Annotated in this window: 19 protein-coding genes; 9 read left to right on the top strand and 10 right to left on the bottom strand. The window is 62.4% G+C overall.

Features of this window, described 5'->3' with window-relative positions; all coding sequences use genetic code 11:
* Positions 1 to 63: 63 nt before the first annotated feature.
* The 3 genes from leuS to ACE3UG_RS07520 all read right to left on the bottom strand — a co-directional run bounded on the left by leuS (position 64) and on the right by ACE3UG_RS07520 (position 4,552).
* Positions 64 to 2,658, bottom strand: coding sequence for a leucine--tRNA ligase (gene leuS, locus ACE3UG_RS07530; protein ID WP_374621809.1), 2,595 nt, complete (start codon positions 2,656 to 2,658; stop codon positions 64 to 66).
* A gap of 319 nt (positions 2,659 to 2,977) precedes the next feature.
* Complete coding sequence (gene dapB, locus ACE3UG_RS07525) at positions 2,978 to 3,775, bottom strand: 4-hydroxy-tetrahydrodipicolinate reductase (RefSeq protein ID WP_374622064.1); 798 nt, start codon at positions 3,773 to 3,775, stop codon at positions 2,978 to 2,980.
* A gap of 27 nt (positions 3,776 to 3,802) precedes the next feature.
* Complete coding sequence (locus ACE3UG_RS07520; RefSeq protein ID WP_374621806.1) at positions 3,803 to 4,552, bottom strand: outer membrane protein assembly factor BamE; 750 nt, start codon at positions 4,550 to 4,552, stop codon at positions 3,803 to 3,805.
* 136 nt (positions 4,553 to 4,688) lie between these two features.
* On the opposite strand from ACE3UG_RS07520, the gene fur reads away from it, so the two are divergent.
* Both fur and ACE3UG_RS07510 read left to right on the top strand, forming a co-directional pair.
* Positions 4,689 to 5,120 (top strand): ferric iron uptake transcriptional regulator, encoded by a 432-nt coding sequence (gene fur / locus ACE3UG_RS07515; RefSeq protein WP_374621804.1) that lies wholly within the window; start codon positions 4,689 to 4,691, stop codon positions 5,118 to 5,120.
* A 165-nt stretch (positions 5,121 to 5,285) separates the two neighbouring features.
* The gene (locus tag ACE3UG_RS07510) at positions 5,286 to 6,149 is read left to right on the top strand and encodes a hypothetical protein (protein ID WP_374621801.1); all 864 of its coding nucleotides are present in this window, start codon (positions 5,286 to 5,288) and stop codon (positions 6,147 to 6,149) included.
* A 94-nt stretch (positions 6,150 to 6,243) separates the two neighbouring features.
* Here the strand turns inward: ACE3UG_RS07510 and gap are convergent, their stop codons facing one another.
* Together gap and tkt are read right to left on the bottom strand one after the other, a co-directional pair.
* Positions 6,244 to 7,254, bottom strand: coding sequence for a type I glyceraldehyde-3-phosphate dehydrogenase (gene gap, locus ACE3UG_RS07505; RefSeq protein ID WP_374621799.1), 1,011 nt, complete (start codon positions 7,252 to 7,254; stop codon positions 6,244 to 6,246).
* A 28-nt stretch (positions 7,255 to 7,282) separates the two neighbouring features.
* Positions 7,283 to 9,295 carry a transketolase gene (gene tkt / locus ACE3UG_RS07500; RefSeq protein ID WP_374621797.1) on the bottom strand — a complete coding sequence of 671 codons (2,013 nt, stop codon included), beginning with the start codon at positions 9,293 to 9,295 and terminating at the stop codon, positions 7,283 to 7,285.
* Here tkt and ACE3UG_RS07495 point away from each other — a divergent pair.
* The 4 genes from ACE3UG_RS07495 to ACE3UG_RS07480 all read left to right on the top strand — a co-directional run bounded on the left by ACE3UG_RS07495 (position 9,221) and on the right by ACE3UG_RS07480 (position 12,505).
* A complete protein-coding gene (locus ACE3UG_RS07495; RefSeq protein ID WP_374621794.1) occupies positions 9,221 to 10,411 on the top strand; it encodes a polyamine aminopropyltransferase in 1,191 nt (396 codons plus the stop codon). The two genes, tkt and ACE3UG_RS07495, sit on opposite strands and share 75 nt — an antisense overlap.
* 161 nt (positions 10,412 to 10,572) lie before the next feature.
* Positions 10,573 to 10,995 (top strand): VOC family protein, encoded by a 423-nt coding sequence (locus tag ACE3UG_RS07490; RefSeq protein WP_374621791.1) that lies wholly within the window; start codon positions 10,573 to 10,575, stop codon positions 10,993 to 10,995.
* Positions 10,996 to 11,073: 78 nt separating this feature from the next.
* Complete coding sequence (locus ACE3UG_RS07485) at positions 11,074 to 11,811, top strand: 16S rRNA (uracil(1498)-N(3))-methyltransferase (protein ID WP_374621788.1); 738 nt, start codon at positions 11,074 to 11,076, stop codon at positions 11,809 to 11,811.
* A 49-nt stretch (positions 11,812 to 11,860) separates the two neighbouring features.
* Positions 11,861 to 12,505 (top strand): YidB family protein, encoded by a 645-nt coding sequence (locus tag ACE3UG_RS07480; RefSeq protein WP_374621785.1) that lies wholly within the window; start codon positions 11,861 to 11,863, stop codon positions 12,503 to 12,505.
* Positions 12,506 to 12,658: 153 nt separating this feature from the next.
* Here ACE3UG_RS07480 and ACE3UG_RS07475 read toward each other — a convergent pair whose 3' ends face one another.
* The 3 genes from ACE3UG_RS07475 to ACE3UG_RS07465 form a co-directional block, all read right to left on the bottom strand.
* The gene (locus ACE3UG_RS07475; RefSeq protein WP_374621782.1) at positions 12,659 to 13,207 is read right to left on the bottom strand and encodes a barstar family protein; all 549 of its coding nucleotides are present in this window, start codon (positions 13,205 to 13,207) and stop codon (positions 12,659 to 12,661) included.
* A gap of 7 nt (positions 13,208 to 13,214) precedes the next feature.
* Positions 13,215 to 13,610: a ribonuclease domain-containing protein gene (locus tag ACE3UG_RS07470; protein ID WP_374621779.1), complete on the bottom strand. Its 396-nt coding sequence runs from the start codon at positions 13,608 to 13,610 to the stop codon at positions 13,215 to 13,217.
* A gap of 294 nt (positions 13,611 to 13,904) precedes the next feature.
* Entirely contained in the window at positions 13,905 to 16,208 is a 2,304-nt protein-coding gene (locus ACE3UG_RS07465) for an NADP-dependent malic enzyme (RefSeq protein WP_374621776.1), read from the bottom strand.
* Positions 16,209 to 16,640: 432 nt separating this feature from the next.
* Between ACE3UG_RS07465 and thiL the strand changes: the two genes are divergently transcribed.
* The 3 genes from thiL to ACE3UG_RS07450 all read left to right on the top strand — a co-directional run bounded on the left by thiL (position 16,641) and on the right by ACE3UG_RS07450 (position 18,778).
* Positions 16,641 to 17,642: a thiamine-phosphate kinase gene (gene thiL / locus ACE3UG_RS07460; protein ID WP_374621774.1), complete on the top strand. Its 1,002-nt coding sequence runs from the start codon at positions 16,641 to 16,643 to the stop codon at positions 17,640 to 17,642.
* The gene (locus ACE3UG_RS07455; RefSeq protein ID WP_374621772.1) at positions 17,639 to 18,160 is read left to right on the top strand and encodes a phosphatidylglycerophosphatase A; all 522 of its coding nucleotides are present in this window, start codon (positions 17,639 to 17,641) and stop codon (positions 18,158 to 18,160) included. The genes thiL and ACE3UG_RS07455 overlap by 4 nt, the downstream gene beginning before the upstream one ends.
* 114 nt (positions 18,161 to 18,274) lie before the next feature.
* The gene (locus ACE3UG_RS07450) at positions 18,275 to 18,778 is read left to right on the top strand and encodes a CinA family protein (protein ID WP_374621769.1); all 504 of its coding nucleotides are present in this window, start codon (positions 18,275 to 18,277) and stop codon (positions 18,776 to 18,778) included.
* 263 nt (positions 18,779 to 19,041) lie between these two features.
* Here the strand turns inward: ACE3UG_RS07450 and pyrF are convergent, their stop codons facing one another.
* Positions 19,042 to 19,854 (bottom strand): orotidine-5'-phosphate decarboxylase, encoded by an 813-nt coding sequence (pyrF, locus tag ACE3UG_RS07445; protein ID WP_374621766.1) that lies wholly within the window; start codon positions 19,852 to 19,854, stop codon positions 19,042 to 19,044.
* A gap of 172 nt (positions 19,855 to 20,026) precedes the next feature.
* Positions 20,027 to 20,989 (bottom strand): magnesium/cobalt transporter CorA, encoded by a 963-nt coding sequence (corA, locus tag ACE3UG_RS07440; RefSeq protein ID WP_374621763.1) that lies wholly within the window; start codon positions 20,987 to 20,989, stop codon positions 20,027 to 20,029.
* Positions 20,990 to 21,057 lie beyond the last annotated feature (68 nt).

Genomic DNA, 21,057 nt, shown 5'->3' with positions numbered 1-21,057 from the left:
CGTGATGTGCCCTCTTGTCACCAAACGTCATTAAATCGTCGACCGACGGCACTGGCTGCCGCCTCAGACCACTACGTTCACGAGACGGCCCGGCACGACGATGACCTTCTTCACCGGCTTGCCCTCACCGAACTTGGTCGTCATTTCGTGCGCCAGCGCAGCCTGCTCGATGGCTTCGCGCGAAGCGTCCTTGGCTACGCGCACGGCGCCCCGCACCTTGCCCGCGACCTGCAATACGAGTTCGATTTCGTCTTGCACGAGCGCCGTTTCGTCGACTTCCGGCCATGGCGCATCCAGCAGATCACCCTGTTGCGCGGCATAGCCCAACTCGGCCCACAGGCCATGCGTGACGTGCGGCACCACCGGGTAAAGCACGCGCAGCAGAATGCCGTAGCATTCGCGCACCGCACCGGCACCCGCTGCCCCCTTGTCGCTCTCGATGGCGTTGAGCATCTTCATCGCCGCCGACACCACCGTGTTGTACTGCACCCGCTGATAATCGTAGTTGGCCTGCTTGAGCACGCCATGAATCTCGAGACGCAGCGCCTGCGCCGCCGGGTTCGCCGTATCGACGACGGCATCCGCCTGACGCAGCAGCGCTGCGTGCGACTGGCCGAAGCCCCACAAACGACGCAGGAAACGGCTCGCGCCCTCGACGCCGGCGCCCGACCACTCGAGCTGCTGCTCGGGCGGTGCCGCAAACATCACGAACAGACGTGCCGTATCGGCCCCGTACTGATCGATCAGCGACTGCGGATCGACACCGTTGTTCTTCGATTTCGACATCTTCTCGATGCCGCCGAGCGTCACGTCCGCGCCGTCGGCCTTCGACGTGGCACCGACCGGGCGGCCCTTGTCGTCGACCTGCACCTGAACATCGAGCGGGTTGAACCATGTCTTCTTGCCCGAGGCGTCCTCACGATAGAACGTCTCGTTGAGCACCATGCCCTGCGTGAGCAGGTTCTGCGCCGGCTCCTTGAAGCTCACCAGCCCCAGATCGCGCATGACCTTAGTCCAGAAGCGCGAGTACAGCAGGTGCAGAATCGCGTGCTCGATGCCGCCGATGTATTGATCCATCGGCATCCAGTAATTGGTGCGCGCATCGACCATCGTGTCGGCGTCCGGGCACGCATAACGCGAGAAATACCACGACGAGTCCACGAATGTGTCCATCGTGTCGGTCTCGCGGCGCGCCGGTTTGCCGCACTTCGGGCAAGTACACTTGAGGAAGGCCTCGGACTTGGCCAGCGGATTGCCGGTGCCGTCCGGCACGAGGTCCTCGGGCAGCACGACGGGCAGGTCCTTCTCGGGGACCGGCACCGCGCCGCACGACGCGCAATGAATGATCGGGATCGGCGTGCCCCAGTAGCGCTGGCGCGAAATCCCCCAATCGCGCAGACGGAACGTGACCTGCTTGTCGCCCACGCCCTGAGCCTTGAGATCTGCCGCGATGGCGTCGACGGCGGCCGCGAAGCCCAGGCCATCATACTTGCCGCTGTTGACCAGCGAGCCGCCTTCCTTGTCACCGTACCAGGCCTGCCAGGCGTCCGTCGAATAGGTCTCGCCCGGCACTGCGACGACCTGCTTGATCGGCAGGCCGTACTTGCGCGCGAATGCGAAGTCGCGCTCATCGTGGGCCGGCACGCCCATCACGGCGCCTTCGCCGTAACCCATGAGCACGTAGTTGCCGATCCACACTTCGACCTTGTCGCCGGTGAGCGGATGCGTGACGAAGAACCCCGTCGGCATGCCCTTCTTTTCCATCGTGGCGATGTCGGCTTCGGCCACGCCGCCCTGCTTGCATTCGGCGATGAACGCCTGCAGGTCGGAACGCTCGGCGGCCAGACGCGTCGCCAGCGGATGCTCGGCGGCAATCGCGCAGAACGTCACGCCCATGATCGTGTCGGCACGCGTGGTGAATACACGCAGCAGATGGCGCTCGCCGTCCAGCTCGTACGGGAAGCCGAAGTTCACGCCGAAGCTCTTGCCGATCCAGTTCTGCTGCATCACCTTCACGCGCTCGGGCCAGCCGAGATCGTCCAGGTCGCCGAGCAACTCGTCGGCATATTCGGTGATGCGCATGTAATACATCGGGATTTCACGCTTCTCGACGAGCGCGCCCGAACGCCAGCCGCGGCCGTCGATCACCTGCTCATTGGCAAGTACGGTCTGATCGATCGGATCCCAGTTCACGGTGCCGGTCTTCAGATAGACGACGCCCTTCTCGAGCATCTTCAGGAACAGCCACTGATTCCAGCGGTAATACTCCGGCTTGCAGGTGGCGACTTCGCGCGACCAATCGATCGCCAGGCCCATGGCCTGCATCTGCTTCTTCATGTACGCGATGTTGTCGTACGTCCACTTGGCCGGCGGCACGCCGTTGGCCATCGCCGCATTTTCAGCCGGCATGCCGAAGGCGTCCCAGCCCATCGGCATCAGTACGTTGTACCCGCGCATGCGCATCTGGCGGTACATCACATCGTTGATGGTGTAGTTGCGCACATGCCCCATATGCAGCTTGCCCGACGGATACGGCAGCATCGAGACGCAATAGAATTTCTGCTTGTCCGCGCGCTCGGTGGTCTTGTAGGCGTCGATCGCCTGCCAGTGAGACTGGGCGGAGGCTTCGACGTCGGCGGGAACGTATTTTTCTTGCATGATGGGTCGGCAGATAGGATTCGGCTCGGCTTCGACCCTGCCGGTGCGCGGCAGCGGGGCGCGCAGCACGTAGGCTTTTCGGGGCAAATCCGGGGAAAACGATGATTATAACGCCGCCGGCAGCGGATTCGGCGCGATGGTGGCGAGCGGATGCGACCTTGAGGCGACTTGGCCGTCGGCGCCAACCGACGCGTCGAGCCATCGGGGAGGGTGAGCGCGCGTGACGTCGGCGTCGTGGGCGACTGCCGGCACGTAGCCGAGTATCACGCTCGACGCCTCGATGCGCGACCGGCGATCCAGGCCGGACGCGAGTGCTGAATCAGCGCAGGCCCAGTACGTCCTGCATATCGAACAGGCCTGTCTCGTGTTGCGCGAGGAAACGGGCGGCGCGCAGTGAGCCCTGCGCGTATGACAGACGGCTCGACGACTTGTGCGTAATCTCGATGCGCTCGCCGATGCCGGCAAACAGCACCGTGTGATCGCCGACGATATCGCCGCCACGCACGGTGGCGAAACCGATGGTCGACGGATCGCGCTCGCCGGTCACGCCTTCGCGGCCGTAGACAGCGCACGTCTTCAGATCACGGCCCAGTGCATCGGCAACGACCTCGCCCATGCGCAGTGCCGTACCCGACGGGGCATCGACCTTGTGGCGGTGGTGGGCCTCGATAATCTCGATGTCGTAACCCGTGTTCAGAATCTTGGCGGCGATTTCGAGCAGCTTGAACGTGGCATTCACACCCACGCTCATGTTCGGTGCGAACACCACCGCCACGTGCTCGGCCCCTTCGGCCAGGCGCGCCTTGTCCGCGTCCGAAAAGCCAGTCGTGCCGACGATCATCTTCACTCCGTGCTTTTGGGCAGCGGCAAGATGCGCCAGCGTGCCCTCGGGACGCGTGAAATCGATCAGATATTGGGCGTTGGCAAGCGCAGCGTCGAGATCGGCGGTGATTTTCACCCCCGTCTCGCAACCTAGAAAGGCGCCGGCATCGTGGCCCAATGCCGGGCTGCCCTCACGGTCGAGCGCGCCGACGAGTTCGGCGTCGTCGGCCGCCAGTACGGTTTCGATCAGCATCCGGCCCATGCGGCCTGAGGCGCCAGCAATCGCAATCTTCATCATGGATGTCTTCAGTCGTCTGACAGCTTACTTGGGCATCGAGAACAAGCCGCCACCGGAGGTCACCCGCGGCGATGGGACAAGCCCTGTGCCCGTCGCCGTGGTCGCGCTGCCCGATGCACTGTCGGCGGCAGCGGGCTGAGCGTTGGACGAAGTGGCGGACGGCGATGCGGTGGTCGCTGCAGCGGCAGCCGTCGAAACGGGGGAACCGGGGGAAACGGCGGAAGCGGCAGAGGCGTCCGAGGCGGCAGGCGTGGCCGTCTGCGACGGCGCTACGTCCTCGGCGGCGGCGGCACTCGCCGTCGACGGTACCGGGGCGTCGGTCTTCACGGATTTGCCCTTCTGGCCATCGATTTCCTGCACCAATTGGTACTCGGTCGGCAGATTTTCGCCGCCCTCCCAGCGCGCCAGCGTGTCACCGTCGAAATACACCTTCAGATGGCGCTCCTGCACCACCGACGTGTTACCCCGCTTGAAATAGAAGACATAGTCCCAGCGGTTCGCGTGGAAGATATCCGTAAGTAGCGGTGTACCGAGCAGTTGGCGGACCTGATCGCGCGTCATACCGGCCTTGAGCTTGTCGTAGGCCTCCTTCGAGACGAAGTTGCCTTGCACGATGTTGATTCGATACGGCGTGACCACGCCGATCACTTTGTCGGTCACGCTGTCATACGTCGAGCAACCGGCCAGCACCAGGAATGCCGCCGCAGCGCAGACGGAGAACGGAAGGGAGAGATAACGACGCAAATCTGACTCGCTTTCAAAAAAATCGACCATGACTCCGGCACGCCGGGCGCGCCGCCACATCGCCCCCGTTGACGGATCAATCCGTCCCGTTTGCCCCGGTTTGCGCCCGGGCAAGGCAAAAAGGCATTATTATTGGGGCTGTATTGTACTCTAGGGACGTAGAGCGATGCCGAATCCCGCCGAACTGAAAAATATCGGACTGAAAGCCACGCTTCCGCGCCTCAAAATTCTGGAGATTTTTCAGAACAGCGAGGTGCGCCATTTAACCGCTGAAGACGTGTATCGTCATCTGCTCAATGAAAATCTCGATATCGGCCTGGCAACGGTGTACCGCGTCCTGACGCAATTCGAGCAAGCGGGACTATTGTCGCGCAGCAACTTTGAATCCGGCAAGGCCGTTTTCGAGCTCAACGAAGGGCGCCACCACGATCACCTGGTGTGCCTGGACTGCGGGCGTGTCGAGGAATTCTTCGACGCCGAGATCGAACACCGCCAGCAGATGATTGCCAAGAAGAGCGGCTTCGCGCTTCAGGAGCACTCGCTCGCGATGTACGGAAGCTGCACCAAGAATCCGTGCCCGCACCGTCAGAAGAACTAGGAATTGTTTTTCCGAAATGCCTTTCGATGGCCCCATTCTGAGATTTCTCCCGCAGCATAGCCGGCCTCCAATCCGAACGCTAACCCGCTTTGTCTATCGTAGACTCCGTCAAAGACGGTGAGACGCGGTGGTGCATGCCATCGCTTTGAAGCACCAATCCTTCATATGAATCACGAACAAGCTCCCAACGACATGGCACAGAGTGACGCAGACGAAATTTCGCTGGCGGATATTCTCGATTTTGCCCGCGACAACCTGAAAGTGATTGCCGGACTCGCCGTGCTGGGGGCCGCCATTGGCGTTGGCAGCACCTTTGCGCTTCAAAAGAAATGGGAAGGGAAGGTCACGCTACAAATTGGGCGTGCAGCTAGCGCCCCCGTTGCCGGCCCTGAAAGTCCGTTGATCGAATCGCCTCAGCAAACGATAGCGCGAATTGAGCTAAACGCGTTCCGCGACAATGTCGCAGGAGAACTATTTCCTCAGTTGAGAAACGACGCGAACGCGCTGCAAACAACAACCGCATGGAAGTCCTTGAAAGCGCGCGCGCTCCCGGGTACGGCGTACGTAGAGATTACAGGGCGCGGCACCTCACCTGAGCAAGCCGAGCAAGTGCTTAATGCTGCATCAAACCGAGTCGAAGCCGAACATGCGGCAATTCTCGAACGCACGCAAATGCTTCCGAAGCAGCAGTTGAGTTTCATTGATGCCGCCATCGCGGCGAACACCAAAGCCCAGGAACAGTTGAGTAAAGCACTCGCGAGTTCAAAGAATTCGGATTCGGTGATAGCGCTCGGCGCATTACAAAGCGCCCGGACGGAGCGCGCGACGCTCAACGAGAGCCGCTATCGTATCTCACAGATGCTTGCCCCGGATCAGTCCTACAACACTCGTGTTGTCAGTGCAACTCAAGTCGGCGTCAACGCGGTCTTTCCACGAAAGTTGTACTTTGGCCTCGGCGGTCTGATGCTCGGTGCCATCATGGGGGTTGTGATCGGACTGTGCCGCAAGGCATGCGTGCGTCGCGCATAAGCATCGGCCTCAGCGACCAAGCCGCTGCGCGCGCGTCAATGAAAAAAGCCGCTGTCTCACGACAGCGGCTTTTTTTCGTCGTTGGCGAACGCGATTACTTCGCGGACATCAGCGCCACGGTCGTGTCGAGCATGCGGTTCGAGAAGCCCCACTCGTTGTCATACCACGAGCTGACCTTCACCAGACGACCGGACACCTTGGTCAGCGTGCCGTCGAAGTTCGACGAAGCCGGGTTGTGGTTGAAGTCGACCGACACCAGCGGTGCCGTGTTGTACGTGGCAATGGCCTTGAGCGAGCCTTCCGCCGCGTCCTTCAGGATCGCGTTCACCTCGTCAACCGTCGTATCGCGCTTGGCAATGAACGAGAGGTCGACAATCGACACGTTGATCGTCGGAACGCGGATCGCGTAACCGTCGAGCTTGCCATTGAGCTCCGGCAACACCAGACCGACCGCCGAAGCAGCCCCCGTCTTCGTCGGGATCATGCTCATCGTGGCCGAACGGGCACGACGCAGGTCTTCGTGATAGACGTCGGTCAGCACCTGATCGTTGGTGTAAGCATGGATCGTGGTCATCAGCCCCGTTTCCAGACCGATCTTCTCATGCAGCGGCTTGACCAGCGGTGCCAGACAGTTCGTGGTGCAGGAAGCGTTCGAGATGACCGTATCGGTCGCCTTGAGCACGCCTTCGTTCACGCCGAACACGATGGTGGCGTCGACATCCTTGCCACCCGGGGCCGATATGATGACCTTCTTCGCGCCGCCCTTCAGGTGAGCGCTGGCCTTTTCCTTCGACGTGAAGAAGCCCGTGCACTCGAGCACGACATCCACGCCCAGCTCGCCCCACGGCAGTTCGGCCGGGTTACGGTTGGCCAGCACGCGAATCCTGTCGCCGTTGACGACCATGAAATCGCCGTCGACCGACACCGTGCCCGGGAACTTGCCGTGCGCCGTGTCGTATTGCGTCAGGTGAGCGTTCGTCTGTGCATTGCCGAGATCGTTGATGGCAACGATTTCGATATCGTGCTTCTTGCCACCTTCGTAATGGGCGCGCAGCACATTGCGGCCGATGCGGCCGTAGCCGTTGATAGCGACGCGAATGGTCATGGGGGTTTCTCCGTAAGGTCTAACGAAATCAGCCAAGCACGGACTTGACCGTCGCGACCACGTGGTCGACGGTGAAGCCGAAGTGTTTGAACAGCACGCCGGCCGGAGCCGACTCGCCAAAGGTGTCTATGCCGACCACGCCACCGTCCAGGCCGACATACTTATGCCAGTACGCCGTCACGCCGGCTTCGATGGCCACACGCGGCACCCCGCGCGGCAGCACGCAGTCGCGATACGCTTTGTCCTGACGGTCGAACACGTTGGCCGACGGCATGGACACGACACGCACCGCAATCCCCTCGGCAGCCAACGCGTCGGCGCCCTTGAGGGCCAGCTCGATTTCCGAGCCGGTCGCGATCAGCACGATCTGCGGATTCGGTACGTCGCGCAGCACGTAGCCGCCACGACGGATATCGGCAATCTGCGCATCGTCGCGCGAGACGAACGGCAGATTCTGACGACTGAGCACGAGGCTCGACGGACCGTCGTGACGCTCCACGGCAGCCACCCACGCGGCGGCCGTTTCCGTCGTATCGCACGGACGCCATACGTCCATGTGCGGAATCAGACGCAGGCTCGATACGTGCTCGATGGACTGATGCGTAGGGCCATCCTCGCCCAGACCGATCGAGTCGTGCGTGAACACGAAGATCGAGCGCAGCTTCATCAACGCCGCCATGCGCAGCGCGTTGCGGCTGTAATCGGAGAACGTCAGGAACGTGCCGCCAAACGGGATGTAACCACCATGCAGCGCAACGCCGTTCATGATCGCGCTCATGCCGAATTCGCGCACACCATAATTGATGTGATTGCCGAACTGAACGCCTTCTGCGTTGGCGCGCACGGCCTTGCTCGCCTTCCAGTTCGTCAGGTTCGAACCGGTCAGATCCGCAGAGCCGCCCAGGAATTCCGGCAGCACAGCGGCCAGGCCTTCAATGGCGAGTTGCGACGCCTTGCGCGTGGCGACCGTTTCAGCCTTCTCGTTGGTCTTGGCGATAAGTGCCGCAGCGGCCGACTTGAAGTTGCCCGGCAACTCACCCTTCATGCGACGCTCGAACTCGGCCGCTTCTGCCGGGAACTGGCTGCGATAAGCGGCAAAGCGCTCATTCCAGGCCGCTTCGGCTTGCTGCCCGGCGGCCTTGGCATCCCATGCGGCATAGACGTCGGCCGGCACTTCGAACGGCGCCAGATGCCAGCCCAGCGAAGCGCGCGTCGCCGCGATCTCGTCGGCCCCCAGCGGCGCGCCATGCACGTCGTGACCGCCTTGCTTGTTCGGTGCGCCCTTGCCGATCAGCGTCTTGCAGCAGATCAGCGTAGGACGATCCGATGTCTTGGCTTGAGCGATCGCGGCGTCGACGGCGTCGACATCATGACCGTCGATGCCGCGAATGACGTTCCAGCCGTACGCTTCGAAGCGCTTCGGCGTGTCGTCGGCAAACCAGTACTCGACGTCGCCATCGATCGAGATACCGTTATCGTCGTACAGCGCGATGAGTTTTTTCAGACGCAATGTGCCCGCGAGCGAGCAGGCTTCATGCGAGATGCCCTCCATCAGGCAACCGTCGCCCAGGAACGCATACGTGTAGTGGTCGACGATGTCGTTGCCCGCGCGGTTGAATTCCTTGGCGAGCAGTGCCTCGGCAAGCGCGAAGCCCACGGCATTGGTAATGCCCTGGCCCAGCGGCCCCGTGGTCGTCTCGACGCCTGGGGTGATGCCCACTTCCGGATGCCCCGGCGTCTTGCTGTGCAATTGGCGGAAGTGCTTCAGCTCGTCGATGGGCAGGTCGTACCCCGTCAGATGTAGCAGCGAGTAGATGAGCATCGAGCCGTGACCGTTCGACAGCACGAAGCGGTCGCGATCGAACCAATGCGGGTTGACGGGGTTGTGCTTGAGATGACGGCCCCACAGAGCAACCGCAATATCGGCCATGCCCATCGGCGCGCCAGGGTGACCGGAGTTGGCCTGTTGGACCGCGTCCATGGAAAGGACGCGAATGGCAGAGGCCATCAGCGCAGCGCTAGCAGGAGAGGAGTTCGTCATGGTGACCAGCAGGAAGAGCGGGCGTGCTCCATTGCCGCGAGCTGCCGCGCGAAATTCAAGTGCAGGATAAAGACGAGGATTTTACCAGATACGGCACTTGCCCGGGTTCTCTGCGGCGAACTTCCCCAATACGCGAGAATGTGGAATCATGCACAGAAGTCGCGTGATCGCCACACATTAGAGGAAGTTGCCTTGCCAATGACGGAAAAACAAGATGCCTCCGACGATGAACCGTCCTCCGTTGGACTGACGTACGCAGCGCCGCTTGGGATTTGGGCGGGTTACAGTTTCGCCGCCCACCCCGTATTCACCACGACGTCGGCCTGTCAGCACATCGAGATCGTGGATTTACCGGCCTTCGGCGCGCTCGGACGAGCATACCGGCTTGACGGCCGGTTCATGGCGTCGCTCGCCGACGCGCACATCTGCCACGAATGCATGGTGCACCCGCTATTGCTCGCGCACGGCAACGCCCGACGCGTGCTGGTGCTCGGCGGAGGCGACGGTGGCTCGGCGCGCGAAATATTGCGCCATGCGAGCGTGCGCGAAGTCGTCGTCGCCGAGTGGGACGCTCAGGTACCCGCCACGATCCTGCAGCATATGCCGGCGCTTCCCGACGGCGCCTTCGACGACCCTCGCACCACACTCATCGTCGGCGATGCGCGGGATCTCGTCGACGCGTCACTGGCTCGGGGCGACCGGTTCGATGCCGTGATCTTCGACCTGACAGACGCCGGCGGCGATGCGGCTGCGCTGCACGACGCGCCATTCTTCGCCAAGGTTCGTGCGTTGCTCAGCCCCAATGGCGGTATCGCCCTGCAATTGGGCGCGCCATGGTTCGAAGCCGATCAAGTGAGACGCATACTCGACGCGTTGCGCTCGGTGTTCAAATTCGTCCAGCCGATGACCGCCTATGTGCCGCTTTACGGCACGCTGTGGGCACTTGCGCTAGCCAGCGATTCACTGGATGTGCGCGGCCGCTCCGGCGGCGCCACGCCGGACACGCTGCGGACCCTGCGCCACTATTCGCTAACTCGCCATGCGATGCTGTTCGACATTCCGCCGGAATTGACAAGCGTACTTGGCGATTCAACGAGCCAGACGGGCGCGCGATAACGTGTGAAAACGTGCGATGACGTGCGATGGGTGAAACGAACCCGCGTTCCTTGTATATTGGGGACTCACCATCTCCGTCGGCGGCAACCCGTTCGCTCATTCGTCGTTCAGAACGTGCACGCGTTACGCCGCGCCGGCGGACTTACCGGAGCGCCGCTGTCATGCCCGATCCCCGCCCATCTCATGTGCCGTGGTTGACGCCCTATCTGACTGTACGTGACGCCAGCGCAGCGGCCACGTTCTATGCGCAGGCTTTCGGTTTCACGGTGCATGACATGGTGAACGACGATGGCGCAGTCATGCACGTCGAGATGTTTTATCACGGGCAGTTGATCGTGATGTTCGCCCCCGAGGGCGCCTTCGGCACGACGGCACGCACGCCACGCACCTCCGGTGTGGAAGCGCCACAGAGCTTCTATGTCTACGTAGAGGACGTCGATGCGTTGTATGCACGGGCGACCGGCGCCGGGGCGAAAGGGTTGATGGCACCCATTGACCAGTTCTGGGGCGACCGCTTATGCCAACTGGAAGATCCTGACGGATATCGGTGGGGTTTCGCCTGCCCGATTGCGCCACGCGGTTGAGCCTGCTCCCCGATGGCGTTGGGGTATGCTTCTGTTCCCGGCACCGCGCCCGACAGCCTTCCTCCGACTTCCGTCCGTATGCCTCGCTTTTTTATCGATGCGCCGTTGCACGCCCATGCATTGCTCGACCTTCCCGAGACCGTGGTCCGTCACGTTCAGGTATTGCGCCTGACGACGGGCGACGCCCTCACGCTTTTCGACGGCACTGGCGGCGAGTATCCCGCTGTGCTCACAACGCTGGAAAAGCGGCACGCCACGGCGCAACTCGGGGAATGCAATGTACGCGAGGCGGAGACGCCCTATCGCGTAACGCTCGCGCAGGGCATTGCTGGCGGCGACAAGATGGACTGGCTGATCGAAAAAGCGATCGAACTTGGCGTATCCGACATTCAGCCGCTTGCGACCGAGCGTTCGGTCATCCGCCTCGAAGGCGATCGCGCTGCGAAGCGGGTTGCGCATTGGCAGGCGCTTGCGCAAGCCGCCTGCGAGCAATGTGGACGCAATCGGGTGCCGCGCATTCTGCCGATCCGCCAGATCGGCGTCTGGCTGCGCGACCAGGACGCGATGACAGACTATGGGTGGCGTGTGCTATTGTCGCCCAGAGCAGACAGCGGTTTCGACTCGCTACCGCTGGAAGCCCCGTCTCGGCCGGGCGTTTTGCTCTTCGGCCCCGAAGGCGGGCTGTCGCCTCACGAAGAGGCGCACGCGCAGGAATGCGGTTTTGCGGCGATTCGCCTGGGCGAGCGTATCTTACGGACTGAAACGGCGGGTATTGCGGTACTCGCTGCTTTGGCTGCACGCTGGGGCGGTTGGTAAGCACAGATGATTCGACAATTGGCCTCTCAAGTCTGAAGGAGTAATCCTCATGGGTATCCTCGATTCCATTCTCGGTGGCATGTCCGGCAATCAGGCCGATGGCAATAACGGCGGCGGCAATACCAAGATGTTGCTGTTGATGGGCTTGTTGACGATGATCGCCAGCCGGTCCGGCGGCGCGCAACAGGGCCAGGGCGGTCAGAGCGGTGACATGCTCAGCTCGCTCGGGGGTGCCCTGAGCGGGATGCTGGGCGGTGGCGCGGCTGCCGGGGGGGCCGGTGGCGGCCTCGGTGGTCTGCTGGGTGGCCTGCTGGGCGGCGCGCAAGCTGCGCAGCCGACGCAGGCGGGCGGCCCGGCAACCCCTCCCGGCGATTTGATCGGCGCGCTGGGTGGACTGGGTGGTCTGACGCAGATGCTGGAAAACGGCGGTTTGGGCGACGCCATGCGCTCGTGGGTCGGTACCGGAAGCAACCAGGCGGTGTCGGCAGATCAGGTGAGCCAGGCGCTTGGCCCCAGCGGACACCTGGCGCAACTGGCCGATACGGCGGGCGTGAGCCAGGACGAGGCGGCGCAACAGTTGTCGTCCCTCTTGCCGGAGGTGATCAATCACCTCACGCCTAACGGCGACCTGCCCCAAGGTCAACTCGATTTGGCGAGTCTTGCGCAGCAATTCCTCGGCGGCCGTACGGGTTGAAACACGGCCGACCGGCTAAAAACGAAAAAAGGTCCGCGCTTGCGGACCTTTTTCTTGACGGCGGGGCACCGTGCCTGCCCGCAGCCGCAGTCTGATCGATGGCCTTAGAGAGGACTTCCGAGGCCACTCACCGCCGATTCGGGCCGATGGCCGTCAGGCAAACGAGTAAAACACGCGAAAACTGATGCGACGCTCCGCCCAGAACTCAGCGGCGTCGCGAAACACGTCGAGCAGGGTTTCGCGGCCGTCCTTGTCGAACTTCGTCACCACCGGCAATCCTTCGAGCACGACAACGAAACCGGGCTGCGGGCCGGCATGGTGCACCAGATCGGTGAGGCAGTCGTGCAACGCGTCGTAATTTTTTCCGAAATGCTTGGGAAACAGGAACGACGTGGCGATCGTCTCCAGCACCTCGGCCTTGCTTTGCGCTTGTGAACAATTGGCGTACAGGAAATGCTGTCCGAGTCGCTCGGCCTCTGCGGCCAATTCCGGCACGCGGAATGCGCGGATCGACTGCACGATATTCGGCCTGACGGTCTTGAAAAGACTCATATCTCCCTCTTCCGATAAGGTATGGCGGCGGCCGGCCCGTGCGACAGCATGCAGGCCCAGCACCTGCTTGAACAAGTTGCCCTCGCCCGCACCGAATGGCTCTGCCATAAGATCTTTCCCGCGTTCCTGTGCGAAAACCGGCTCACTCATACTGCTGTCATTCCCTTATGCGTCTAAAGCTGTTGTAGTGATCGTGGGTGTAGTAACACGGATCGACCACACGCTGGTCGCCGCCGCAAACAATGCGCCTGGCACCCCTATTGCGGGCACCGGGAGTCGGCACCGTGTATTCATGGTAATAGCCGCGCCGCATTTTGGGCAGCAGCTTTTCGTAGTTCCCAAACACAATGCCATCTTTGGCGTAGGGGAACGGCCCGCCCCGGGCAATCAGCGACAGCGTACGCTGCGCCTCGCGCGGCAACTCGGCAACGGACACCGTTACCGTTTGATCCGCGAGGTATGGCGCGGTTTCGCGCGCCACCGCGTTGGACCACAGTAAGACACTACCCGCCGCCGTCAGCGCCACGATGCCCCGGTGAAGCCAACGTGCCATGGTCATAGCGAGTCTGTCGCCCGCCGCCGTTTTGCGCTGCGGGCTAGTTCTGGTGGGTGAAGCCGTAAGGTTATCGCTATTGGTCCCGAGAATCAATGTCGGCTTACATTTTGCAACCAAACCATCCAACAAATAATTGAAAACAAAAGACTTTTTATTGAAGTGTGCGCACACACTCAAATATACGATGTGAAAACGCCTCACTGAAACGACAGATCGCCGCCCCGAACGGGTGCGGCGATCTGTCGATAACGTGTGCCGAACAGCGCCGAAACGCCGCGTGCACTCTCCGGGTCAGCGCGCCTGTTGCTGCGCTGCCGCATCGGCCACCACCAGGGCGGCCATGTTGATGATGCGGCGTACCGTGGCCGATTCGGTCAGGATATGCACCGGCGCGGCAGCCCCCAGCAGGATCGGCCCAATCGCAACGTTATTGCCCGCCGCCGTCTTGAGCAGGTTGTAGGCAATATTCGCAGCATCGATGTTCGGCATGACGAGCAGGTTCGCAGCACCGGTGAGTGTCGATTCCGGCATGATGCGCGCGCGAAGCGCCGGATCGAGGGCACAATCGCCGTGCATTTCGCCATCGACCTCCAGATCGGGCGCGCGTTCGTGCAGGATCGCCAGCGTTTCACGCATCTTGCGAGCGCAATTTGCGTCGCTGGTGCCGAAGTTCGAGTGCGACAGCAACGCGACCTTCGGCTGGATGCCGAAGCGGCGGATCTCTTCCGCCGCCATCAGCGTAATCTCTGCGAGTTCCTCGGCGCTCGGGTCCTGATTGATGTGCGTATCGACCAGGAAAATCTGCCGGTTCGGCAAAATCAGCGCGTTCATCGCGCCGTAGACATGGCCACCGGCGCGCTTGCCGATCACGCGATCAATGAAGTGCAGGTGCCGGCCCGGCGTCGATACCGTGCCGCAGATCATGCCGTCGGCCTCGCCCTTGCGCACCAGCATCGCGGCAATCAGCGTCGTGCGGCGACGCATCTCGACGCGCGCATACGACGCCGTCACGCCCATGCGGTTGGTCAGCTGATGATAGGTCTCCCAGTAATCACGATAACGCTCATCATGTTCCGGGTTGACGATGGTGAAATCGACCCCCGGCGTCAAGCGCAGGCCATATTGCTGAATCCGGTGTTCGATCACGGCAGGACGCCCCACCAAGACCGGCGTTGCGACGCGCTCGTCCACAAGCACCTGCACGGCGCGCAGAACGCGCTCCTCTTCGCCCTCGGCGAACGCAATGCGTTTCTTGTCGGCAGACACGCTGCGCGCCACCGAGAACAGCGGCTTCATCAAACCGCCGCTGTGGTACACGAACTGCTGAAGCGACTGCGAGTAGGCATCGACATCCGCGAGCGGACGGGTCGCGACACCGGCGGCCATCGCCGCTTCGGCCACGGCGGTGGCCACCTTGACCAGCAGTCGCGGATCGAACGGCTTGGGAATCAGGTATTCCGGGCCGAACGACAAGTTCTTGATCCCGTAGGCCGACGCCACGATATCGCTCTGCTCCTGACGCGCCAGCTCCGCCAGCGCGTTGACCGCGGCAATTTCCATCGAACGCGTAATCGTGGTGGCCCCCACATCGAGGGCACCACGGAAGATGAACGGGAAGCAAAGGACGTTGTTGACCTGGTTCGGATAATCGGTGCGACCGGTCGCCATCACGCAGTCCGGACGCGCTTCCTTTGCGAGTTCCGGCGTGATTTCCGGATTCGGGTTGGCCAGCGCGAAGATCAGCGGCTTGTCGCCCATCGTCTTGACCATTTCCGGCTTGAGCACGCCCGCGGCCGACAGCCCGAGGAACACGTCGGCGCCGACGATCACTTCGGCCAGTCCGCGCGCATCGGTCTTTTGCGAGAAGCGGATCTTCTCCGGGTCCATCAGTTCGGTGCGGCCCTCGTACACGACACCCGCCAGGTCCGTTACCCAGACGTTCTCGATGGGCAGCCCCATGTCGACGAGCAGGTCCAGGCAGGCCAGTGCGGCCGCGCCAGCGCCGGAGGTGACCAGTTTCACCGACTTCAGATCCTTGCCGACGACCTTCAGGCCGTTGATGAGTGCGGCGACCACCACGATGGCTGTACCGTGCTGATCGTCATGGAAGACCGGAATCTTCATGCGCTCGCGCAACTTGCGCTCCACGATGAAGCACTCGGGCGCTTTGATGTCTTCCAGATTGATGGCGCCGAAGGTCGGCTCCAGTGCCGCGATGATATCGACCAGCTTCTCGGGGTCCTTCTGGTCGATTTCGATATCGAATACGTCGATATTGGCGAACTTCTTGAAAAGCACGCCCTTGCCTTCCATGACCGGCTTGGCGGCCAGCGGGCCGATATCGCCCAAACCGAGCACGGCCGTACCGTTCGAGATCACGCCGACCAAGTTGCCCCGTGCGGTGTAGCGGGACGCATTGAGCGGATCGACGACGATCTCCTCACACGCAGCCGCAACGCCCGGCGAGTAGGCCAGCGCCAAATCGCGCTGGTTGAGCAACTGCTTGGTCGGTGCGATGGCAATTTTGCCGGGGGTGGGGAATTCGTGATATTCGAGCGCAGCTTCGCGCAGTTTTGGATCGATCGGCGTGGGCATGGGGAAAGGCTCGTGACGAACAGAATGGGTCGACGTTTCAGTGCGAATTGTAGCCCCATTTATTCACGTCATTTATGCAAAAAACGGATAAGGGCAGTACCTGCGCGGCACCGCTTCGCCGTCGATAGTGGCGAAAATTCCGCGCGAATACAACGCTGCAATGCACCATTCCATCTTTTTCAGACCAGGGATGAAACGCGACTCGGGTGTTATCCGAAACGTTCATGAGAAGCGGACTGAAATCACACCATCGCCGCTTTCCCTGCTTGGGGAAGCGGGGGGTAGCCACTTAGAATAGAAGCTCGCCCTGCGCATCACCGCATCGCCTCTCTTTACCCGCCTGTCGCTGCGTGTCCTCGTTGCATCGCCGTCGTTTCACAGCGCGATGTACCCGGGGCCGAGGCGGGCCATCGCGCCATCGCGCCGTTGCACATGACCACGACATCCACCTCCGCCTCGCCGCTGTCAGAGTTCTCGCTGATCGACCGCTTCTTCGCCGGGGCTACGCGCCAGGGGGCGCACGTAACGCTCGGCATCGGGGACGACTGCGCCCTGCTGCGCCCGCCGGCCGGCGAGCAGCTTGCGATTTCGACCGACATGCTCGTGGAAGGCCGCCACTTCTTTGCCGACGCCGATCCGCGCGCACTGGGTCACAAGACACTCGCCGTCAATCTGTCGGACCTGGCAGCGATGGGCGCACGGCCGATGGGATTCACGTTGGCAATCGCCTTGCCCGACAGCGATCCCGCCTGGCTCGCCCCGTTCGCCGAAGGCCTCGCCGCGCTGGCCGACCGCTATGCATGCCCACTCGTCGGGGGGGATACCACGCGCGGCCCACGCAATCTTTGCGTGACGGTCTTCGGCAGCGTACCGAACGACCAAGCCTTGCGCCGCGACGCCGCACGGCCCGGCGACGACATCTGGGTCTCAGGCACCCTCGGAGACGCCCGGCTGGCGCTCGGCGCGATGCGCGGCGAATGGTCGTTGCAGGACGCCGACCTCGCGCTCGCACGCCGCGCCATGGACTGGCCCGAGCCGCAGGTGGCGCTCGGCCTTGCGCTGCGCGGCGTTGCCCATGCCGCCCTGGACATCTCGGACGGACTGCTCGGCGATCTCACGCATATTCTGAAACGTTCGGGCATGCGGGCCCAAGTCAATGTCGACGACGTGCCACGCTCCTCCCTGCTGGCCGCACAATCGACCGAGATTGCACGACTTTGCACCCTGGCGGGCGGCGACGACTACCAACTGTGCTTCAGTGCAGACACTGCCCAACGACGCCGAATCGCGGCCATCGGGGACGAACTCAGCATACGCTTGACGCGTATCGGTACAATAGCGCTTCCCGACGCGCGCCAAGCGATCCTGCAGCTTCATGACCAGACTGGCGCGAGCGTCGCTGCCGACTTCAAAAGTTTCGACCATTTTCAATGAGCACTGATCAAACGGCCGCCGTCAACTCGGGCAGCGGCCCGCGCCGGCCGAACTCGCGCTTCCTGCTGTCGCACCCCGCGCATATTCTTTCGCTGGGCTTCGGCACCGGGCTCTCATCGTTCGCGCCCGGCACCGTGGGGACGCTTTTCGGTTGGGCGTCGTATCTGGTGCTCAATATGTACCTGACGGTCACCGGCTGGGGCGTGATGATCGCCGCCTCTGTGGTGGGCGGCATCTGGATCTGCGACTATACGGCGCGCAAGCTCGGCATCCAGGATCCGAGTGCCGTCGTCTGGGACGAAATCGTCGCGTTCTGGATCGTGTTGTTGCTCATTACCCCGGCAAGTTTCGTCGGGCAACTGGTGGCGTTCGTCCTGTTCCGCTTCTTCGATGCCGTCAAACCGCCACCAATCCGTTATTTCGACCGCACGGTGAAAGGCGGGTTCGGCATCATGCTGGACGATCTCGTCGCGGCGTTCTGCACGCTGCTCGTGATCGCGCTGTGGCGCTCGATCTGATCGGCCGCGCTCGCTGCTGCCACGCGATCCGCAGACAGCGTCGTGACGAGGACCTGCGGGTGTCTTGGTATCCGTTAAGTGATCGTTGCATAGACTTCTAGAAGGCGTCGTCCCGTGGTTTCCGAACAAAATCTTCTGGCCCAACTGTCGGTGAAAGTCGGCAATCGTCTGCGCGACGAGCGTCTCATGCTCACGACAGCCGAGTCGTGCACCGGCGGCCTCGTGGCCGCTGCGATCACCGATATTTCCGGCAGCAGCAACTGGTTCGAGCGCGGCTTCGTCACGTACTCGAATCAAGCCAAGTCCGAGATGATCGGCGTTCCGCCGGAGCTGATCGACAAGCATGGCGCGGTGAGTGAACCGGTGGCGCGCGCCATGGCCGAAGGCGCGCTTCTCAACAGTCGTGCGCAGATTGCCTTGTCGATCACCGGGGTGGCCGGCCCCGGCGGGGGCACCGCCGACAAGCCAGTGGGCATGGTGTGCTTCGGATGGAGCAATCGCCTCACGACCATCGTCGAGACGAAGCACTTCAAAGGCGATCGCACACAGGTGCGCAGTCAGGCCGCACAACATGCGCTACGCGGCGTCATCGAGTTGCTCGACAAGGCCGAGGCGTGAGCCTTAGCGCGTTCAACATCGCTCGACGATAGAACGAGGCCGACGCAGCGGACCCTCGGACACCGCCGTCGCCCCCATGAAAACAGCGCCTGCGCGTCATCCGCAAGGCGCTGTTTGCTTATCTGCCGACAACGACGGCGAGCGTGGGTGTCGTGCACCGATCGGACTGCCCCAACGTCGCGATGTCACGATGTCGCGATGTCACGGCATCGCCGCTGATCCGCGCATCGTGGCACACGCGGCACACGCGGCACAAAGACCGATCAGCGATACGCGTTGATGCTATCGCGCGTTGCCTGCGCAGCCCTCGCCGCAGCCGCAGCGAATTGCTCGTCGCGCGCGGCATAAATGATGGCGCGCGACGAGTTGATCATCATGCCGGTGCCATTCGCGGTGCGACCGGCTTTGACCGTCGCTTCGACATCGCCGCCCTGAGCGCCCACGCCCGGAATCAGCAGCGGCATATCGCCAACGATGCTGCGCACGGTGGCGATTTCTGCGGGGAACGTCGCGCCGACCACTAGACCGATCTGTCCGCTCGTGTTCCACGGCCCCGACGCCAGACGCGCCACCGTCTGATAAAGCGGCTTGCCATCGACATCGAGGAACTGCAGATCGCTGCCGCCCGGATTCGAGGTACGGCACAGCACGATGACGCCCTTGTCGGCGTGCGCCAGATACGGCTCCAGCGAATCGAAGCCCATATACGGATTCACCGTCACGGCGTCGGCGCGATAGCGCTCGAACGCCTCGCGCGCGTATTGTTCGGCGGTGCTGCCAATGTCGCCGCGCTTGGCATCGAGAATCACGGGCAGCCCCGGATGATCGGCGTGGATGTGTGCGATCAGGCGCTCGAGCTGCGCTTCGGCGCGATGCGCAGCGAAGTAGGCGATCTGCGGCTTGAACGCACACGCGTAGGGGGCGGTGGCATCCACGATCTCGCGGCAAAACTCGAAAATCGCGTCGGGCTGGCCTTGCAAATGCGCAGGGATGCGCGACGGCTCGGGATCCAGGCCCACGCAAAGCAGCGAATTGTTGCGTGTCCAGGCAGCGTTGAGAACTTCGGTGAATGTCATGACGGGGTTCCGGCGAGGTTCTGGCGGCGATAGGCCGGCGCAGGGTGATTCGATCTCGATTCCATCGAGCAAGGCCGCCATTTTACCTGCTCCGCGCCCACGCCCTGCACCGGCCCCACAATGGCGCCACGATGTCGGGCGTTGCGCAATACGCCTGCATGGCGCCGCCCCCTCAGTCGAGCCAACCGCGATGACGGAAATACAGGAACGGCGCGATCGCCGAGAGCACCATCAGACCGATGGCGAACGGATAACCGACCTCCCAACTCAACTCCGGCATCATGCGGAAGTTCATGCCGTAAATGCTGGCGATCAGCGTCGGCGGGAGAAATGCGACGGCCGCCACCGAGAAGATCTTGATGATCTTGTTCTGATTGATGTTGATGAAACCGATCGTGGCGTCCATCAGGAAGTTGATCTTGTCGAACAGATACGCCGTATGGTTATCGAGCGACTCGATATCACGCAGGATCTGCTTGCCCTCCTGGTACTGCTCGTCCTTGAGCATACGAGCGCGCATGAGGAACGACACCGCTCGGCGCGTATCCATCACATTGCGACGAATGCGGCCGTTCAAGTCTTCCTCGGCAGCGATGCTCTCAAGCGCCTTCGCGGCGTCTGCATCGGTGAGATTCTTGCCCAGCACCCGCTTGCTCACCGCCTCGAGCGCCGCGTACACCCCTTCGAGCGAATCGGCCGAATATTCGGCGTCGGTCGAATAGAGGTCGAGCAGCACGTCCATCGCATCGCGGACCGAGCCCGGCCGAATGCGCGCACGCATGCGCACCAGCCGGAACACCGGCAGGTCTTCGTCGTGGATCGAAATCAACAGGTCTTTGAGTGCCACGAACGCCACCGGCACGTTGCGCGATTGCTCTTCGTCGTCGAGCAGGAAATCCGTGCGGATATGCAGCACGCCACCGTCGTCTTCGTAATAGCGGGCCGACGCTTCGATATCGGTCACCTCGTCGCGTGACGGCAACTTGACGTTGTAGGCCTCTTCGACCCAGCGGCGCTCCTCTTCCGATTCGCTATGCAAATCGACCCAGACCGGGGAGACGCTGGCCAGGTCGCTGGGGTGGTCACAAGTCACCTGTTGCAGGCGGCCATGATGGATGACGAAGGCATTGATCAAGCGAAGTTCTCCCTGCTACGCGGCGACGCCAAGTGTAGCAGTCACGCGACCGTCACGCCAAGGGCGGC

The organism is Pandoraea sp. (assembly GCF_041919235.1).
Taxonomy (GTDB): Bacteria; Pseudomonadota; Gammaproteobacteria; order Burkholderiales; family Burkholderiaceae; genus Pandoraea.
This window is presented reverse-complemented; position numbering and strand designations above follow the sequence as displayed.